18 protein-coding genes and 1 pseudogene are annotated in these 17,803 nt (G+C 68.6%); 8 read left to right on the top strand and 11 right to left on the bottom strand.

Annotation, left to right across the window (positions count from 1 at the left end; translation table 11 throughout):
- Nucleotides 1-73: 73 nt before the first annotated feature.
- The 4 genes from HMPREF0591_RS00255 to HMPREF0591_RS00240 form a co-directional block, all read right to left on the bottom strand.
- The gene (locus HMPREF0591_RS00255; RefSeq protein WP_007166360.1) at nucleotides 74-1,120 is read right to left on the bottom strand and encodes a zinc-binding alcohol dehydrogenase family protein; all 1,047 of its coding nucleotides are present in this window, start codon (nucleotides 1,118-1,120) and stop codon (nucleotides 74-76) included.
- A gap of 139 nt (nucleotides 1,121-1,259) precedes the next feature.
- Nucleotides 1,260-1,934 carry a TetR/AcrR family transcriptional regulator gene (locus HMPREF0591_RS00250; protein ID WP_007166359.1) on the bottom strand — a complete coding sequence of 225 codons (675 nt, stop codon included), beginning with the start codon at nucleotides 1,932-1,934 and terminating at the stop codon, nucleotides 1,260-1,262.
- Entirely contained in the window at nucleotides 1,931-2,620 is a 690-nt protein-coding gene (locus tag HMPREF0591_RS00245) for a TetR/AcrR family transcriptional regulator (RefSeq protein ID WP_007166358.1), read from the bottom strand. Before HMPREF0591_RS00245 ends, HMPREF0591_RS00250 begins: the two co-directional genes overlap by 4 nt.
- 77 nt (nucleotides 2,621-2,697) lie before the next feature.
- The gene (locus HMPREF0591_RS00240) at nucleotides 2,698-3,570 is read right to left on the bottom strand and encodes an alpha/beta fold hydrolase (protein WP_007166357.1); all 873 of its coding nucleotides are present in this window, start codon (nucleotides 3,568-3,570) and stop codon (nucleotides 2,698-2,700) included.
- A 189-nt stretch (nucleotides 3,571-3,759) separates the two neighbouring features.
- On the opposite strand from HMPREF0591_RS00240, the gene HMPREF0591_RS00235 reads away from it, so the two are divergent.
- The gene (locus HMPREF0591_RS00235; RefSeq protein WP_040621555.1) at nucleotides 3,760-5,457 is read left to right on the top strand and encodes an MOSC and FAD-binding oxidoreductase domain-containing protein; all 1,698 of its coding nucleotides are present in this window, start codon (nucleotides 3,760-3,762) and stop codon (nucleotides 5,455-5,457) included.
- 14 nt (nucleotides 5,458-5,471) lie between these two features.
- Here HMPREF0591_RS00235 and HMPREF0591_RS00230 read toward each other — a convergent pair whose 3' ends face one another.
- From HMPREF0591_RS00230 to HMPREF0591_RS00220, 3 genes are all read right to left on the bottom strand, one after another.
- On the bottom strand, nucleotides 5,472-6,212 hold the full coding sequence (locus HMPREF0591_RS00230) for an SDR family NAD(P)-dependent oxidoreductase (RefSeq protein ID WP_007166355.1): 741 nt from the start codon (nucleotides 6,210-6,212) through the stop codon (nucleotides 5,472-5,474).
- Between the two features lie 67 nt (nucleotides 6,213-6,279).
- Nucleotides 6,280-7,077: a family 1 encapsulin nanocompartment shell protein gene (locus tag HMPREF0591_RS00225; RefSeq protein WP_007166354.1), complete on the bottom strand. Its 798-nt coding sequence runs from the start codon at nucleotides 7,075-7,077 to the stop codon at nucleotides 6,280-6,282.
- Nucleotides 7,074-8,084 (bottom strand): Dyp-type peroxidase, encoded by a 1,011-nt coding sequence (locus HMPREF0591_RS00220; RefSeq protein ID WP_007166353.1) that lies wholly within the window; start codon nucleotides 8,082-8,084, stop codon nucleotides 7,074-7,076. Before HMPREF0591_RS00220 ends, HMPREF0591_RS00225 begins: the two co-directional genes overlap by 4 nt.
- Before the next feature lie 167 nt (nucleotides 8,085-8,251).
- Here HMPREF0591_RS00220 and HMPREF0591_RS00215 point away from each other — a divergent pair, with 167 nt between their 5' ends.
- Entirely contained in the window at nucleotides 8,252-9,508 is a 1,257-nt protein-coding gene (locus HMPREF0591_RS00215; RefSeq protein WP_040621553.1) for a M18 family aminopeptidase, read from the top strand.
- Between the two features lie 17 nt (nucleotides 9,509-9,525).
- Here HMPREF0591_RS00215 and HMPREF0591_RS33615 read toward each other — a convergent pair whose 3' ends face one another.
- The 3 genes and pseudogenes from HMPREF0591_RS33615 to HMPREF0591_RS00205 form a co-directional block, all read right to left on the bottom strand.
- Entirely contained in the window at nucleotides 9,526-9,705 is a 180-nt protein-coding gene (locus HMPREF0591_RS33615; RefSeq protein WP_007166351.1) for a hypothetical protein, read from the bottom strand.
- Nucleotides 9,706-9,725: 20 nt separating this feature from the next.
- Nucleotides 9,726-9,893: pseudogene (locus tag HMPREF0591_RS33610) on the bottom strand (DoxX family protein); the annotation flags it as partial.
- A gap of 48 nt (nucleotides 9,894-9,941) precedes the next feature.
- The gene (locus HMPREF0591_RS00205; protein WP_007166350.1) at nucleotides 9,942-10,391 is read right to left on the bottom strand and encodes a nitroreductase family deazaflavin-dependent oxidoreductase; all 450 of its coding nucleotides are present in this window, start codon (nucleotides 10,389-10,391) and stop codon (nucleotides 9,942-9,944) included.
- A 361-nt stretch (nucleotides 10,392-10,752) separates the two neighbouring features.
- On the opposite strand from HMPREF0591_RS00205, the gene HMPREF0591_RS32050 reads away from it, so the two are divergent.
- The 5 genes from HMPREF0591_RS32050 to HMPREF0591_RS00180 are packed head-to-tail and all read left to right on the top strand — an operon-like array spanning nucleotide 10,753 to nucleotide 16,108.
- Nucleotides 10,753-11,175 (top strand): hypothetical protein, encoded by a 423-nt coding sequence (locus tag HMPREF0591_RS32050; protein ID WP_007166348.1) that lies wholly within the window; start codon nucleotides 10,753-10,755, stop codon nucleotides 11,173-11,175.
- Nucleotides 11,172-12,701 (top strand): multicopper oxidase family protein, encoded by a 1,530-nt coding sequence (locus tag HMPREF0591_RS00195; protein WP_007166347.1) that lies wholly within the window; start codon nucleotides 11,172-11,174, stop codon nucleotides 12,699-12,701. Before HMPREF0591_RS32050 ends, HMPREF0591_RS00195 begins: the two co-directional genes overlap by 4 nt.
- Nucleotides 12,702-12,746: 45 nt before the next feature.
- Nucleotides 12,747-13,094 (top strand): VOC family protein, encoded by a 348-nt coding sequence (locus tag HMPREF0591_RS00190; protein ID WP_007166346.1) that lies wholly within the window; start codon nucleotides 12,747-12,749, stop codon nucleotides 13,092-13,094.
- Between the two features lie 49 nt (nucleotides 13,095-13,143).
- A complete protein-coding gene (gene purL / locus HMPREF0591_RS00185) occupies nucleotides 13,144-15,453 on the top strand; it encodes a phosphoribosylformylglycinamidine synthase subunit PurL (RefSeq protein ID WP_007166345.1) in 2,310 nt (769 codons plus the stop codon).
- 19 nt (nucleotides 15,454-15,472) lie between these two features.
- Nucleotides 15,473-16,108 carry an Rv0804 family intramembrane glutamic endopeptidase gene (locus tag HMPREF0591_RS00180; RefSeq protein ID WP_007166344.1) on the top strand — a complete coding sequence of 212 codons (636 nt, stop codon included), beginning with the start codon at nucleotides 15,473-15,475 and terminating at the stop codon, nucleotides 16,106-16,108.
- Here HMPREF0591_RS00180 and HMPREF0591_RS00175 read toward each other — a convergent pair.
- Entirely contained in the window at nucleotides 16,090-17,304 is a 1,215-nt protein-coding gene (locus HMPREF0591_RS00175) for an MCE family protein (protein ID WP_007166343.1), read from the bottom strand. The two genes, HMPREF0591_RS00180 and HMPREF0591_RS00175, sit on opposite strands and share 19 nt — an antisense overlap.
- Before the next feature lie 19 nt (nucleotides 17,305-17,323).
- On the opposite strand from HMPREF0591_RS00175, the gene HMPREF0591_RS00170 reads away from it, so the two are divergent.
- Nucleotides 17,324-17,713 carry a sterol carrier family protein gene (locus tag HMPREF0591_RS00170; RefSeq protein ID WP_007166342.1) on the top strand — a complete coding sequence of 130 codons (390 nt, stop codon included), beginning with the start codon at nucleotides 17,324-17,326 and terminating at the stop codon, nucleotides 17,711-17,713.
- The last annotated feature ends 90 nt before the right edge of the window (nucleotides 17,714-17,803 follow it).

Here is a 17,803-nt window from a genome sequence, read left to right as displayed (position 1 = left end):
CACGCCGACGGCGAACGCCCCGGGGCGGGTTGTCCTGGCTAACACAACGTCTCCTCGGGCTGACGGCCTCTTCTCACTGCAGCACGACGACCATCTTGCCCCCGGCCTCTCCCGCTTCCATCACGCGGTGCGCCTCGTGGATCTCGTCGAACGAGAAGACGTGCGACGGCTTGGCCTCGAGCGCACCCTGCGCGACCTGCCGCGCGATGTCTTGCAGGGGGACATCCGACAGCGGAAAGCCGGGAGTCCCAAAGACGAAGCTGCCGAAGAAATTCCAATTGACGCCGCTCGCCATGCGCAGCAGCGGGTTGAAATCCCCGATCGGTTCGAGGCCGCCGAGCCATCCCGCCAGGCAGGCCGTCCCGCCGCGGCGCAGCAGGTCGAGCGAGTCCAGGATGGTGCTGTTGCCCACCAGGTCGAGGACGGCGTCGACCTGCTTGGCCTCGGGAAGGTGGTCGGCCAGGTCGCGCCGCTCCAATTTGACACGGGAAGCGCCCAGCTCCTCCAGCATGGAAAACCGGCCGCGGCTGCGCGCCGTGGCGATCACCCTCGCGCCGGCGGCGACCGCGAGCTTGAGCGCGGCCTGGCCCAACGATGAAGTCGCGCCGCGCAGCAACAGCGTCTGCCCCGCCGTCAGGCGGAGATTGCGGAAGAGACACGTCCAAGCGACCGCGTAACTTTCCGGCAGCGCAGCCAAGTCCGCCCAGGGCAGGTCAGATTCGATGAGGGCGACGTTGGCCGCGCGCACGCGGGTGTATTGCGCGTAGCTGCCGTTGATGGTCCGGCCCAGGCCTCCCATCAACGCCGCGACCTTGGCGCCCACGGGAAACTCGCCGCCGGGGCAGGAGTCGACGACGCCGACGCATTCGATGCCGCTGACTTCCGCGGCTTCGGCCCATTCCCCCCGGCGCATGTGCAGCTCGGCGTGATTGATGCCGAAGGCCTTGACCTCGATCACCACTTCGCCGCTCTTGGGCAGCGGCCTGGGAATGTCGGCATAGACGAGGCTGTCCAGGCCGCCGAAACCGTTGAGGATGATCGCGCGCATGGTTTCCCCGCCGGGCTGTTCGCGCACCACCGCCGGCGCGGTGGGTAGCTGCGTTGCATCGGTGGTGGACATGTTCCGCTCCTTCCAAATACCCTGTGGGCGTTGAATATCCGCGCGGGCAGCGAAATCCGGGACCTTGCGCGAGCGTTATTGGGCTGCCCAACCCAATTATTATGGGCCAGCTATCCCAATTTGTCCAGGGCGAGTGACGTTATCGCGGTGAGGATGCGCGGCGGCGCCGCGTCGGAGTGGCTCGGACCTTGCGCGCCGGCGTCGCGAACTCGCGGACGTAGTCGACGGCGGCGCTGACGGCCGCCCGCAGGGGTTCGGGATCCCCGGTGGCGTACGTCAACATCGCACCGCCCTGGTGCGCGACCACGAGCGACACCGCCAGGTGCCGCGGGTCGGCGTCGGGGCGCAGCTCGCCCCGGCGGCGCATCGCCGCAAGGCCCGTCTCGAACAGCTCGATCCACTGGTCATAACCCGCGGAGAGTTCGTCGTGCATTTCGTCATCGGCGTCGATGAGCTCACCCGCCAGGGAACCGTAGATGCAGCCGCCTACGCGGTACACGGCGTCGATGTCGGCGACGCAGGCGTCGGCCCAGGCCTGCAGGGCGTCGATCGTGTCCAGGTCGCCCAGCGGCGGCCGGGTGTGGAAGGCGCGCACGTCGTCGCGGCGGGCGGCGACGACCTGCGCGGTCAGATCGCGCTTGTCGCGGAAGTAATGTGCGACCTGCGAGCCGCCCACACCCGCCCGGCGCCGGACCTGTTCGATGCTGGTGTTGGCGACGCCGCGCTCGAACATGAGCCGCGCGGCTGCTTCGACGATGCGCGCGCGGGTTGCCAGTCCTTTGCGGGTGAATCGGCCTGGGCCGTCGGCGCTCACGTGGCGGTCCTGGGGCGGCGCCGGGGACGCCGGGCGGGTCTGGGATTCCGCTCGCCGGGATCAGTGGCGAAGCCGCGCAGGTAGTTGACCGCGAAGCGGACGGCGTCGGCGTGGGGCCATTCCGCCCGGTAGGTGAAGGCCAGGGTGCCGCCGCCCTGATGGGCGGCGACGATGACCATCGCCAACCGCCGCGGGTCGGCGTCCGCGACCAGGGCGCCGTCGTCTTTCATGCGCCGGATCGCCGCCTGAAGCAGCTCGACCCACTGCCAATAGCCGGCGGCCAACGTTTCGCGCGTCGCGTCGTCGGACTTGGCCAGCTGCGCCGCCAGCGCGTGGTAGGTGGGCGTGCCGACAAATCCGATGCGCCTGAGATAGCGCATGTTGAGGTCGATCCACCGCTCGAAGTCGTCGAAGGAAGTGAGGCCCCCTAGCTTCGGCTGCCGGTGAAAGTCGAGCACCACCCCGATCTGACGCCTCAGGACCGCGCGGATCAGAGCGCTCTTGTCGGCGAAATAATGGGCCAGTTGCGAACCGCTGACCGACGCGGCCCTGCGGACGTTCTCCATGTTCGCCGCGGACAGGCCCTCCGTGACGATCAGCTGGGCGGCCGCTTCCACGATGCGATCCCGGGTGGCACGCCCCTTGGCGGTCAACCGTTGTTGGTCCCGAACGTCGGGATGGGCCATGGCGTCAGGCTAACTCGCGGGCGCCCCGAACTATGGGATATCCAACCCAATGACGACGGCGGCGCCGTCCGGTCCGGTCAGGGGGCGGTGTCGACCGCGGCGAGGAACCCGCGGATCAGCCCGGCTACCTCGTCGAGCGCGGACTCCAGCAGGAAGTGCCCGCCGTCGAGCAACCGGATCTCGGCGCTGGGCAGGTCGCCGGCGAAAGCCTCGGCACCGGCCGGGCCGAAGATCTCGTCTCCGCGGCCCCAGACGGCCAGCAGCGGTACCTGGCCGGCGCGGAAGTATTCGTGCAGGCGCGGGTAGAGCGGCGCGTTGGTTGCGTAGTCCCGCAGCAGTTTCAGCTGGATCAGGTCGTTGCCCGGTCGCGAGATGAGCGCGTAGTCGTGGTGCCACGATTCCGGGTCGACGAGTGTCTCGTCGGGGACGCCCGTGACGTATTGCCAGCGGGTGGCATCCAGTGTGAGGAACTGTCGCACCGCGGCCTCGGTCTCGGGCGTTTGTTCGCTTTGGTAGGCCCGCACGATCTTCCAGAAACTGTCGACGAATCCCGCGTCGTAACCGTTGCCGTTCTGGCTGATGATCGCGGTGATCGCCGACGGGTCGCGCAACGCCAGTCGCCAGCCGATCGGTGCGCCGTAGTCCTGCACGTACATCGCGTACCTGCCGATGCCGAGCGTGCCCAGCAGCCCGGCGGTGAGGTCGGTCAGCGCGTCGAAGGTGTAGTCGAACTCGCGCACGGAGGGGGCGTCGGAAAGGCCGAAACCCAGGTGGTCCGGCGCGACGACATGGTAGCGGTCGGCGAGCGCGGGAAGTAGATGCCGGAACATGTAGGAGCTGGTCGGGAATCCGTGCAGCAGGACCAGCGCGGGAGCGTTCGGGTCGCCGGCTTCGCGGTAGAAGAGCCGGCGACCGTCGACCGTGGCGTATCGATGATGGACAGGCGGCATGGCATCACTCCTCGGTCGTCGCCCGTCCCACGCGACGTGTTGGCGGACGTTCCGTTCCCGGATTTTTGGGATGTGCAACCCAGTATGCACCAGAACCGTTCGATTCAACAGTGCCGCCTCCTGTTGCCCTCAGTGCCGGGGCGGCATATTCTGGGTCGGCCATCCCACTGGGGGCCGGGAGGTGACATGGTGGGCAAGCTGATTTCGGTCAACGTCGGCATGCCCAAGAACGTTCGGTGGCACGGCAAGACGGTGTACACGGGGGTGTGGAAGACGCCGGTCGAGGGGCCGGTCATGGCGCGCCGCCTGAACCTCGACGGCGATGGCCAGGGCGACCTCGCCGGTCACGGCGGCGAGCAGCGTGCCGTCATGGTGTACCAGCGCGAGTCCTACGACTTCTGGATGAACTACCTGGGTCGCGACGACCTTGTGCCCGGTCACTTCGGCGAGAATTTCACGATTTCCGGGCTGCCCGACGACGACGTGTGCATCGGCGACCGGTATCGGATCGGCGAAGCCGAGTTCGAGGTCACCCAGCCCCGCGTCACCTGTTTCCGCGTCGGTCTGCGGCTGAACGAACCCAGGATGCCCAACCTGCTTGTCTCCCAACGGCGTCCGGGATTCTATCTTCGGGTGATCACCGAGGGGCGGGTCCGCGCAGGCGACGACGTCGTGCGGATCCGCCGGGGCCGTCACGAGCTCAGCGTGGCTGACGTCGATGCGCTGCTGTACCTGCCGAACCGCGACCTCGATCGACTCCGCAAGGTCGTCGATGTTCCCGCGCTCAGCCCCGGCTGGCAGCAGTCGTTCCGGGACATGCTGAAAGCGCACCGGGAATCCGCGCCGCCGGCAGCGCGACCGCCGTGGGAGGGATTCCGTCCCTTACGTGTCAGCGCGGTGCGCTGGGAGAGCTCACGGGTGGTGTCCATTCGGCTGGAGGCCGACGATCACGCCGCGCTCCCGCCGCCGCTCCCCGGGCAATACCTCACGGTGCGAATTCCCGGCGCGGGCGCACCCGCTCCGCTGCGCAGTTATTCCCTCTCCGCCGACCCCGCCGCCGGGTACTACCGCATCAGCGTCAAACGGGAAGAGCACGGTCTGGTGAGCCGGTGGCTGCACGAGCACATCGCCGCGGGTTCGGTCATCGAGGCCGCCGCTCCGCGCGGCGAGTTCTACCTCACCGACGGCGTGGCGCCGGTCTTGCTGATGTCGGCCGGAATCGGCATCACACCGGTGTTGGCGATGCTGCACGCGCTCGCGTCGGCGCGCAGCGCTCGCGAGGTCTGGTGGCTCCACACCACCCGCGATCGTGAAACGCAGCCATTCGCAGCCGAAGTCGCCGGCTTGATCCGTTCGCTGCCGCGTGCGCACCAGTCGGTGTTCTACACACAAACGCAAGGCCGGCTGGACCGGCGGGCCATTGCGGCACTGGGCCTCCCGGCCGAGTCCGCCGCATACCTCTGCGGCCCAACGCCATTCATGGCCGACATGCGCGAGGCGCTCGCCGCGGAGGGCATCGCCCCCGAGCGGATCCATAGTGAACTCTTCGGCGCCCTGCCGTCGATCAACCCGGGAATCACCGACGGCGCCCCCCGCACGCCACCGCACCCACCGGCGGGGATTGCGGGAACGGGTCCCTCGATCACGTTCGCGCGCAGCGGGTTGACGGCCAATTGGTCACCCCGATTCGGAAGCATCCTGGAGCTGGCCGAAGCCTGTGACGTGCCCACCCGGTTTTCCTGCCGGAGCGGGGTCTGCCACGTGTGCGTCACCGGCGTCGTCGCCGGTCGGGCCACCTACCGCCAGCAGCCTCTCGAGCCACCCGGGCAGGGGACGGTGCTCATCTGCTGCGCGGTCCCAGAGACCGATCTGGTGCTCGATGCGTAGTGAAAGCCATTGCTTCAGGCGGTGATCGCGCGTTGACCGCCACTCACGGGCACCACAGCGCCGTTGACATAGCTGGCGTCGGGAGAGCTGAGGAAGATGACCGCGCTGGCGATTTCACTCGGCTCGGCGGGCCGGCCGATCGCGGTGCTGGCCGCCACCGCGTCCAACACGCCCGGTAGGGCGGCGACACCTGGGGTGTCGGTCGGCCCCGGGGCGATCGCGTTCACCCGCACCCCCGACCGGCCGAACTCGTCCGCCCAGACGCGTGTCAGCAGCTCCAGGCCGGCTTTGGTGGCGCCGTAGATGCCCGCGCCGCTCGCCGGTGTCGAGGCCGCGACGGTGCCCACGTTGACCACCGCGCCGCCGCCGCGCTCAATCATTACCGGCACCAACTGCTGGACCAAGATGTACGGGGCGCGCAGGTTGACGTTCACGTGCCTGTCGAACGTCGCGTCGTCGGTGTCTACGGTGGCGCCGAATTCATAGATGCCGGCATTGTTGACCAATATGTCGACCGGTCCCGCCTCGGCGGCCAACCGGCGCACGTCGTCGCCGTCGCTCAGGTCCGCCGCAATGAAACGCGCTTTGCCTCCGGCATTTTCGATCTCACACACCAGCTTCGCGCCGCGTTCGGCGCTGCGGCCGTGTACCACGACGTCGACCCCGCGTTCCGCGAGTTGTAGCGCGATTTCGCGGCCGATCCCGGATGTCGCCCCGGTCACCAACGCGGTGGAGCCGGCCATTGCTGTTGCCATCGATCCCTGCCTCCAGGAGAGATTTTCACTTGCCTCCCCGTCAGCAGCCGCGCGTCGGCATTTATTCCTAGGAGCTCAGCGGGACGGCCGCCTCCGCGGTGTAGCACAGGAACGTCAGCGTCTCCTGCAGATACAGCTGCACGCTGTCCGCATCATGGCTGGTGTAGCCGATCGACACGTCGGTACCGAGCTGCAGGTCGAAGTCGCCGCCGCGGGTGGTGAGCACGAACGCACCGTCGATGGCCGGTGCCCAGATGATGTCGCCGGGCACCAGCCGGTCGATGTGCTCGAGGATCGGATAACCATGTTCGGTGGTCTCGCTGACCTTCGTGTAGACGTCCGCGGAGAGCAGCACCGAGTAGGGGCCGTCGACGCCGGCCAGGCGCAATTCGGAGATCGCCTGTGTGATGACGTCCGGAATTTCGCGGGGATCGGCCGGCAAGGTCAACGGCTTGTTCGAGCTGGCGGAGCGGATGCCTTCGATCGATGCGGCGGCGTAGCCCTCGAAGATCGCCCGGTCTTCCACGAACGCCAGCTTTTTGGCGGCCGCCTTGACCGGGTCCCAGTCGGAGTCCTGCGCGCCACGCTCGACGTTGTCGATCTCGTACCGCGAGAGGGTGAAGGGGACCCGCAGCCGGACAAGGGGTTTGCTCGCCCGCAGGTGAGCTTCCACGCCGTCGGACGGTGATGCCACGTCGATCAAGCGGCCGGTGCTGACCGCCGCGGTGACCGGACCACCCGGCCCGCTGACGTCGATCACCCGGCGCCCGGCGACATGGCGTTTGAAGGTCCGGGTCGCCTCCGTTTCGATTTCGCTCCAAGCGGCGTCGGTCACCGGTGCCAGGTCGCGGTACAGGTTGTTCATGAAGTGGTTCCTTTCAGGCTGCCGATCGAAAGTGAGCCGTCTTGTGCAACAGACGTTTCCGCCACCGCGGCTGCGGGCAGTGGCGGTGGATCATCGAGAAAGTCCACAGTGGGGGAGAAGAACAGCCCACCGGTGATCGCGGTCGAGAATTCGAGGATGTGGTCGGTGTTTCCGGGCGGATCCCCGAGGAACATGTTGCGCAGCATCTGTTCGGTGACTCGCGGAGTCCGGGAGTAGCCGATGAAGTAGGTGCCGTACTCGCCCTTGCCGAGCTCGCCGAACGGCATGTTGTGCCGCACGATTTTCAGCTCGGTGCCGTCGTCGTCGGTGATGACGTTCAGGGCGATGTGGGAGTTGGCCGGCTTCTCGTCGTCGTCGAGTTCGAGGTTCTCCAGCTTGGTGCGGCCGATCACCAACTCCTGCTCGCTGACCGACAGCGAGTTCCACGACGACATCTCGTGCAGATATTTCTGCACGTGCACGTAGCACGAGCCTTCGAATTCGGGATCCTCGGCGCCGATCGAGGTGGAGCTGACGGCGATTGGGCCGTCAGGGTTTTCCGTGCCGTCGACGAAGCCCAGCAGGTCGCGGTTGTCGAAATAACGGAATCCATGCACCTCGTCGACGACGGTGACGGCGCCGCCCATCGATTTCAGGATGCGGTCGGCCAATTCGAAACACACGTCCAGGCTCTCGGCCCGGATGTGGAACAGCAGATCCCCGGGCGTGGCCGGGGCGGTGTGCCGCGGGCCCTTCAGCTCGACGAACGGGTGCAACTCGGCGGGACGCGGGCCGGAAAACAAGCGATCCCAGGCGTCCGATCCGATGGAGGTGATAGCCGACAACCGTTTCGGCGGCTCGCGGAAACCGATTGCGCGAACCAGTCCGGAAATGTCGGGCAGCGCGTCGTGCACCGTCGCTTCTCCGCCGTCATTGATCGTCAATACCAGGAACACCGCCGCGGGCGTCAACGGCGCGAGGATCGGCTGTGGCTGGACGGGAGGCACATGGGCGACCCTAGCGTGGCGACGGCGAGCGCCGGAAGGGCGCGAGTGAGGAGCCGCGCAGTTCGGCCCTAGCGTGGCGACGGCGAGCGCCGGAAGGGCGCGAGTGAGGAGCCGCGCAATCGACCCTAGCGTGGCGACGGCGAGCGCCGGAAGCCATGATGATGAGCATGTCGGCCAGCGCCGCAGGCCTCTGCGATTTCATTGACGCTTCTCCGTCGCCATTCCATGTCTGCGCCACGGTGGCCGCGCGGCTGACCGCTGCCGGGTACACCGAACTGAGCGAGGCTAAACGCTGGCCGGACCAACCGGGGCGCTACTTCACGGTGCGGGCCGGCTCGCTGGTCGCCTGGAATTCCGACGGCCCCGACGGCCCGTTCCGGATCGTCGGCGCACACACCGACAGCCCGAACTTGCGGGTCAAGCAGCATCCGGATCGGCTGGTCGCCGGTTGGCGCGTGGTGGCGCTGGAACCGTACGGCGGCGCCTGGCTCAATTCGTGGCTGGACCGCGACCTGGGCCTCAGCGGACGGTTGTCGGTGCGTGACGGCGCCCGGATCGAGCAGCGGCTGGTGCGGATAGACGACCCGATCCTGCGGGTACCGCAGCTGGCCATTCACCTCGCCGAGGACCGCAAATCCCTGACCCTGGACCCGCAGCGCCACGTCAACGCGGTCTGGGGCGTCGGCGCCGACGCCGCGGCGTTCGCCGACTTCGTCGCGGAACGCGCCGGGGTCACGCCGGCCGCCGTGTTGGCGGCCGACCTGATGACCCACGACCTCACCCCGTCGACGGTGATGGGTGCCGACGCCGACCTGCTCAGCGCCCCCCGGCTGGACAACCAGGCCAGTTGTTACGCGGGCATGGAGGCTTTGTTGGGGGCCGAGCCGCGGGGCCTTCTGCCCGTGCTGGTGCTCTTCGACCACGAGGAGGTCGGCTCGACCTCCGACCACGGCGCCCAGTCCGACCTGCTGAGCACCGTCTTGGAACGGATCGTGCTCGCGGCGGGCGGCAGCCGAGAAGACTTCCTGCGCCGGTTGCCCGAATCGCTGCTGGCCTCGGCGGACATGGCCCATGCCACCCACCCCAACTATCCGGATCGGCACGAGCCCGGCCACCTCATCGAGGTCAACGCCGGGCCGGTGCTCAAGGTGCACCCGAACCTGCGTTATGCCACCGACGGACGCACGGCCGCGGCTTTCGCGCTGGCCTGCCTGCAGGCCGGGGTCGGACTGCAGCGCTACGAGCACCGGGCCGACCTGCCGTGTGGGTCGACGATCGGGCCGCTTGCCTCGGCCCGCACCGGCATCGCCACCGTCGACGTGGGCGCCGCGCAGCTGGCGATGCATTCCGCGCGCGAGTTGATGGGTGCTCATGACGTGGCCGCGTACTCCGCGGCGATGGGCGCGTTCCTTTCGCCCGAGTAGGCGTCAGCTTCCGCGGACTAGACGAGCGCGGCGTGGGTGATCACGGCGAGCGCGAAGGTTGCGCCGTTAAGGGCGAGCAGGAATCCGGCGAAAGCGAACTGACCGGAAATGTCGTGGGCCAGTACGTGGGTGTACATCGCGCAGACAAAGAAGACGGTAAGCCCGGCCGCGCGGCGATACCGATCGCCGGAAGCCACAAGCCGGCGATAAGCCCGAGGGCGCCCAGCGTTTTCAGGGTGCCGATGGGAAACCTCAGCCAGGACAACGGCACTCCGGCCCGTTGCATGGGCGGAATGATCGGCGCGAAGTGCAGCAGCGCGCTCACTCCGGAAAAGCCGTCGAAGGCGATGGCGATCAGCGTCAGGACAAGGTATGCGGTGTGCATGGTGCCGGCTTCCGTGGGTGGTCGATCGGTAGGGGGGATCGTCTGGTATCAGTTCACCGGGATCGGATCCAATCGGAAGACGGCGATCCGCCCGGCCAGCGCCTCGACTTCTTCGGGGTCTCCTCGACGCACCAGTCCGGAGCGCTTCAGGAAGCCCACCCCGACCGGCACTTCGGTCGGGCATTCCCGCAACACCGGGCGCGCTTGCTCGGCTGTCAGCTCAATTACCCTGACCCGCTGGATCTTTCGGCCTTTGCGGAGCGTTCCCGCACCGGCGGCGCGCGCGTTGCGTGCCCAATCGGCACCTGGGAATCCCGCCACGGCGTACAGCTGCCCGTCCAGTGTGAACGGTGTCATCGGCGTGCTGCGCGGCTGGCCCGTCTTGCGGCCGGGCACCGTCAATACCATCGGCGGCCCCGTGGGTATGCCGAGCTTTTGCATCGCGATCATGAACTTGTTCATCGGCTTGAGCCAACGCGGCGGTTTCGGGTTGGACACCGCTCCTCCTTGATGTATTCCGTTGTGGCGGTGATGGGATCAGCCGGCCGAGGTTGCCCGCCAGCGGCCCGTAATCCAAGGACGGATCGGCGGCGCCGGAAGTTACACGCGCCCGCGTAACTTTTCGCCGCGCCGTCTCGTCCTCATTCCTGAGCACGAACACCCCAGGGCCATGACGAAGGAGAATCATGACGGGCGCCAAGCCGTACGCAGGATCGTCGTTTCACGACGCCAACCGCGGAAACGCGGCCGATACGCAATCCGCGCAAAACATCGGTCGAATCGCCCCGCCCACAACGTGCTTCGCTCGACTCCGCGGGCGCGATGTCGCGCCGATCCGTGACCGAGCCGGTTTACCACGGTGACAGCTCAGTACCGGCGCGGCCGGCGCTGGGCCCGGGTGATCGCGCGCGCCATCAGCGCGACGTTGGCGCTCGTGGCGGTGGCTCAAGCCGTGTTCGCCGGCAGTTTCCTGGGCGGGCGGTACGACGCACTGATGCTGCACTCGGCCGGCGCCAAAGTGACCACGGTGCTCTCCGTCGTGCAGGTGGTGGCGCTGGTGGCCGTGAGCAGGACCGGCGGGCCGCGGTGGCCGGTAGCGGCCGGGGCGCTGGTGACAGTCCTCTTCGTCGCCGAGTTCGCTTCGGGCGAGCTGAGGTTGACGGGCCTGCACGTTCCACTCGGGGTGCTGCTGGTCGCCGGAATCTTCCGGTTGACCGCGTCGGTGTGGCGGTTGCCGCTGACCGCGTCCGATCGCGCACAACAGCAGGGCGTGATGCGGTGAATCGGCGCAACGCGTTGCGGCTGGGGGCGGCGGCGGCCGGCATCGGTGTCGTCGGTGCCGGCTGGCCGCTGGCAGGCGCGCTGCTGGGTGGGACGGAATCGGGTCGGCTCCTGCGGAGTCAGGCCAGACTGCCCGCCCGCTATCACGTTCCGCTACCGATCCCGGCGCAGTTGGCGCCGGTGGCCACCGACGCTCACACGGACACCTTCGAGATCACCCAGCAGGTTACACGATTGCGTATCCTGCCCGAAATGGCCACGGCGGCATGGACTTACAACACGAGCTTTCCCGGCCCCACCATCGTGTCGCGATCCGGCCGACGGACCGTTGTGCGGCACCGCAACGCGCTGCCGGTGCCGGTGGTGGTGCACCTGCACGGCGGGCACACCCCCGCGGACCACGATGGGTACCCGACAGATTTCCTCCTGCCGGACGCCGGACAACCGTTCGCCGCCGACATGGCGCGCAACAGCGTCGTCGGGCAGCGCGAATACGTGTATCCGATGAATCAGCGGGCCGCAACCTTGTGGTACCACGATCACCGCATGGGCTATACCGGTTCCGCTGTGTGGCGCGGGCTGGCCGGATTTCACCTCGTCCGTGACGACGAGGAAGACGCGCTGCCGCTGCCCCGTGGCCGCCGGGACATCCCGTTGATGATCACCGATCGCGCATTCGCCGCCGACGGTTCGTTCCGGTATCCGGTTGCCGAAGGCGGCGGCGTAACGGGCGAATACATGAACGGCGTCCTCGGTGACGTCATCCTCGTCAACGGCGCGCCATGGCCGGTGCTGCACACCGATCCTGCGCGCTACCGCCTGCGACTGCTCAACGCATCCAACGCCCGTCGCTACCGGCTGCAGTTGGACCCGCAGCCGCCCGGCGGATCGGCGCTGGTGCAAATCGGCAGCGACGGCGGGTTGCTCGCGCGGCCGGTGGGCCACGACTTCATCGACATCGCTCCGGCCGAACGCTTCGAGGTTGTCGTCGATTTCGGCCGCTACCCGCGCGGGGCGCGCGTGCGCCTCGTCAACCTGTTGGGTGCCGAGAGCACCGCAGAGGTCATGCGATTCGATGTCGCCGGCACCGACCGTTCCGACGATTCCGCCATCCCCGAGCGGCTCAGCACCAGTGCCGCGGATCTCGACCGGCACCGAGCCGTGGCCACCAGAACCTTCCTCTTCCGCCAGGACCGAAGCGGCGTCTGGACGATCAACGACCTGCCGTATCAACCGGGCCGCGCGCTGGCGCACCCGACGATCGGCACCACCGAAATCTGGCGCTTCATCACGGAGTTTCACCACCCCGTCCACGTGCACCTGAACTCCTTCCAGGTGCTCTCCCGCAACAACCGCGCACCCGGCAGGTTCGACAACGGCTGGAAGGACACCGTCGACGTCCGCCCGGCCGAGGCCGTCGAAGTGCTCACCCGGTTCACCGACTACACCGGTTCCTACCTCCTGCACTGCCACAACCTCGAGCACGAAGACATGGCCATGATGGCCGACTTCCTGACCATCGATTGACCTTCCTTTCGCCGCGGGCCGCCCGGGGCCCTAAGGTCTGGCGGTATGGCGCTCACTGTGGAGATGATCACCTTCGACTGCAGCGATCCCGCCGGCCTGGCCGGGTGGTGGGCCGAGCAGTTCGGTGGGACGACGCAGGAGTTGCTCGTCGACGAGTTCACCGCGGTGTCCTTACCGGAAGGGCCCCGGCTCGGGTTCCAGAAGGTGCCCGACCCCACACCCGGGAAAAACCGGATCCACCTCGACTTCGGTGCCGCCAACGTCGACGCCGAAGTGTCGCGGCTGACGGCCGCCGGGGCCACCGAGGTCGACCGGCACAGGTTCGGGGACGGCTTTCGCTGGGTGGTGCTGGCCGACCCCGAGGGCAACGTCTTCTGCGTGGTCGGCCAGTAGCGCCGCGGCGGCCCGACGGAGGCGGCGGCTCCGCCCTACACTGTCTGGCGTGACTGCCTCCGGGACGAACGCCCGCATACAGGCGATCGACACCGTCGAGCACGCCGCCGCCAGCCCTGACGAGCCGCAGCCGTTCGCCGAGCTGGGCCTCAAAGACGACGAGTACCAGCGAATTCGCGAGATCCTGGGCCGCAGGCCCACAGCCACCGAGCTGGCGATGTACTCGGTGATGTGGAGCGAACACTGCTCGTACAAGTCGTCGAAAGTCCACCTGCGCTACTTCGGCGAGACCACCACCGACGCCATGCGCGCCGGCATGCTGGCCGGGATCGGCGAGAACGCCGGTGTCGTCGACATCGGGGACGGCTGGGCGGTCACCTTCAAGGTCGAATCGCACAATCACCCGTCCTACGTCGAGCCGTACCAGGGCGCGGCGACCGGCGTCGGCGGCATCGTCCGCGACATCATGGCCATGGGCGCCCGGCCGGTCGCGGTGATGGACCAGCTGCGGTTCGGCGCCGCCGACGCACCCGACACACGCCGGGTGGTCGACGGGGTGGTCCGCGGCATCGGCGGCTACGGCAACTCGCTGGGGCTGCCCAACATCGGGGGCGAAACCGTCTTCGATGCCTGCTACGCCGGTAATCCGTTGGTGAACGCGTTGTGCGTGGGCGTGCTGCGCCAGGAGGATCTGCACCTGGCTTTCGCCTCGGGCGCCGGCAACAAGATCATCCTGTTCGGGGCTCGCACCGGCCTCGACGGCATCGGCGGGGTGTCGGTGCTGGCGTCGGACACCTTTGACATCGAAGACGGCGGGGGACCGGCCCGTAAGAAGCTGCCTTCGGTGCAAGTGGGCGACCCGTTCATGGAAAAGGTGCTCATCGAATGCTGCCTCGAGCTGTACGCGGGCGGCCTGGTGATCGGCATCCAAGACCTTGGTGGTGCAGGATTAGCCTGCGCGACATCGGAATTGGCGTCGGCGGGGGACGGCGGGATGGCGGTCCAGCTCGACACCGTCCCGTTGCGGGCCAGGGACATGACGCCCGCGGAGGTGCTCTGCAGCGAGTCGCAGGAACGGATGTGCGCCGTGGTGGCGCCGGAGAACGTGGACGCCTTCATGGCGGTGTGCCGCAAATGGGAGGTGCTGGCCACGGTGATCGGCGAGGTCACCGACGGTGACCGGTTGCGGATCACCTGGCGCGGCGAGACCGTCGTCGACGTGCCGCCCCGGACCGTGGCCCACGAGGGGCCGGTGTACCAGCGGCCGGTCGCACGGCCCGAGTCGCAGGACGCCCTGAACGCGGACCGGTCAACGAGCCTGCCACGGCCGGCGACGGGGGAGGAGCTGCGCGCGACTTTGCTTGCGCTGCTGGGCAGCCCGCACCTGTGCAGCCGCGCCTTCATCACCGAACAGTACGACCGCTACGTGCGCGGCAACACCGTGCTGGCCGAGCACGCCGACGGCGGCGTGCTGCGCATCGACGAAACCACCGGCCGCGGCATCGCGCTGTCGACCGACGCGTCCGGGCGCTACACGCTGCTCGATCCCTATGCCGGTGCCCAGCTCGCGCTGGCCGAGGCCTACCGCAACGTCGCCGTCACCGGCGCCACCCCGGTCGCGGTGACCAACTGCCTCAACTTCGGCTCCCCGGAAGACCCCGGCGTGATGTGGCAGTTCTCGCAGGCGGTGCGCGGGCTCGCCGATGGGTGTGCGGCGCTTGGCATTCCGGTGACCGGCGGCAACGTCAGCTTCTACAACCAGACCGGCTCGGCGGCGATCCTGCCCACACCGGTGGTCGGGGTGCTCGGCGTCCTCGACGATGTCGGCCGGCGCATCCCGACCGGCCTGGGCCGCGAGCCGGGCGAGACCTTGATCCTGCTGGGCGACACCCGCGACGAATTCGACGGCTCCGTTTGGGCGCAGGTGACCGCAGGCCAGCTGGGCGGGCTGCCGCCGGCGGTCGACCTGGGACGCGAGAAGCTGCTGGCCGAGGTGCTGAGCGCGGCGTCCCGCGACGGGCTGGTTTCCGCGGCGCACGACCTGTCCGAGGGCGGGCTCGCCCAGGCCCTCGTGGAGGCGGCGCTGGCCGGCGAAACCGGTTGCCGCGTCGTGCTTCCCGAGGGCGCCGATCCGTTCGTCGCGTTGTTCTCCGAGTCCGCCGGCCGCGTGCTGGTGGCGGTGCCGCGCACCGAGGAGAGTCGATTCCGTGCGATGTGCGAGGCGCGGGGATTGCCCGCGGCGCGCGTCGGCGTGGTCGATCAGGCCTCGGACGCGGTGGAGGTCCAAGGCCTGTTCACGGTGTCGCTGGCCGAGCTGCGCGAAACGTCCGAGGCGGTTCTGCCCCGCCTCTTCGGGTGAGCCGTAGCGGCGAATCCCTATGAGCGGAGGCGGTTTCGTTCGGGCTCGTGCGCTCACGCTGGCCGCCGCGCTGGTTGGCTGGAGCTTCGTCGGCCCGCGACTTCCGGTGGCATGGCGGGTGACGCTGCAGGCCGGCGCCGCCGGCTTGCTGGCGCTTGTGACGCGTGCGCCGCTGGGCTTATCGCCGCCGCGGCTATGGGCGGGGCTGCGGTTGGGGTCGGCGGCCGGTGCGGCCGCGGCGACCGCGATCGCCGCGACGACGGCGGTGCCGTTGGTGCGGACGTCGATGGCCGATCGGGAGCCGCCCGGATCGGTGCCCGGCTGGCTGCTGCTGCGCATCCCGGTCGGGACCGTCTGGTCCGAGGAGGCCGCGTTCCGCGCGGCGCTGAGCGCCGCCGCTTCAGGTGGGTGGGGCACGTCTGGCGGAAGGTTGTTGCAAGCGGCCAGCTTTGGGTTGTCTCACATCGCGGACGCCCGCGCGGCGGGCGACCCTGTGCTGGGCACCGTGCTGGCGACGGGCGTCGCGGGCTGGCTATTCGGCTGGCTCGCGGACCGTTCCGGCAGCCTCGCCGCGCCGATGCTGGCTCACCTGGCCGTCAACGAGGCGGGTGCGATCGCCGCGTTGGGCGTGCGGCGTCACGGGTTGATGGTGTAGTCGCCCACCTGGCGGCCCCACACGTGTTCGAGGAAAAGCGGCGACCCGAGGTCGAAGTGGTTGTAGGGGGCCATGCTTGCGCCGGTGTCCATCACCAGAAACGGAGCCGGCCACAACTCCCGGGTGATGGTCTGCCAACAGCCCGGCCGGCCACCGGGACCGCCCCTGGCGTTGGTCCGCGGCAGATTCTCCGGCCAGATGTATGGGTTGGGGGCCCCGGCGATCGCGCCCGCCGCGTGGGCGCCCAGCGAATAGCCGTTGTCGCCGAGGGCGTTGTGGATCTTGGGCCCGACTTCGTTGAAATTTCTGATGGTGCAGAAGATTTCCGGACTGTACTCGTCGAGGAGTTGGCTGGAGCCGACCAGGTCGGTGGCGCCCCGCGCCAGGTACGGTCCGGCGCGCCCGAACACGTCGGCGCCCGCGGTACCCAGTCCGGCCGCCGCCAGCAGCGCCGCGTCCAGATCGGCTTGCCGGCGGTTGAGGGTGCGCGCCGCGGTGACCGCGTGCTCGAGCGCGTCCCAAAGGTCGGGTGAGGCGTGGGCGTATGTCTCACCGAGGGCGGCCAGGCGCGCGATGTCGGCCCGCAGCTCGGGCATCCGCGGGTTGACGTCGTCGAAGATCGCGTCGCCGTTGACCAGAGAGGCGCCGAATTTGTCGCCCAATCCCGTCAGCGCTTGTGCGGCCGCGCTGAGCGAGAGGTTCACCTTGACCGGATCGATTTTCTCGGCAATGGCGATCAGCGTCTCGAACACGGTGTTGAACTCTGTCGTCACCGCCGTCGCGTCGATGACGGTCGACGGCGTGATCGAATGCCCGGCGGGCGCGGGCGGCGAGCTCAACGCGACGTATTTGTTGCCGAACACCGTGGTCGCCTTGATGGCGGCCGCCACGTTGGCCGGGATCGTTTTGACGTACCGGGGGGTGATGGCGAGCACCACCTTGGCGGCGGGTTTGCCGTCGCGGGAGATCTCGGAAATGCTCGCCACCCGGCCGATCTGCACCCCGTTGTAGGTCACCTTGGATCCGGGGTCCATCATGAGGCCGGCGCGGGCGGCGACCATGGTCAGCTTCGTCGCCGGCGTGAGGTCGCCCCGGAACTGTAGGTACAGGAGCGACCCGACCAAACCCGTGATGACGAGCGTCACGAGGCCGACGGTCTTGTACGGTGGCCCGCGCCGCAAGCGACGACGCTCCATGAGTCTGAGACCCTAGGGTATGGCCGCCCGCCAAAAGGCCGATCCGGCAAAGACCCGGCAGGCCGTGTTGGCCGTCGCCGACTGGCTGCGAGACGAATCGTGGCCCGCCCCCGACCGCGAAAGCCTCGGCGCCGCCGTCCGGCTCACCGCGCGCACCCTGGCCGGGGTGGCGCCCGGCGCCAGCGTCGAGGTGCGGATTCCGCCGTTCGTCGCCGTGCAGTGCATTCCCGGGCCCAGGCACACCCGGGGCACGCCGCCCAACGTGGTGGAAACCGATCCGCGGACGTGGCTGCTGTTGGCTGCCGGATTGGTGCCCTTCGACGAGGCGAAGGACGCCGGTGCGCTGACGCTGTCCGGATCCCGGGCCGGTGACATCGAACACTATCTGCCGTTGTTCGATGTCAGCTGAATTGTAACCGTGAACTGCAGGTTCAGGCTTGGTGGAGGGAATTTTCGGCGCCCAACACGCGCTGGTAATTCGCAGTCGCGGGCGTCGGAC

The sequence above is a fragment of the Mycobacterium parascrofulaceum ATCC BAA-614 genome (assembly GCF_000164135.1).
Classification (GTDB): Bacteria; Actinomycetota; Actinomycetes; order Mycobacteriales; family Mycobacteriaceae; genus Mycobacterium; species Mycobacterium parascrofulaceum.
This window is presented reverse-complemented; position numbering and strand designations above follow the sequence as displayed.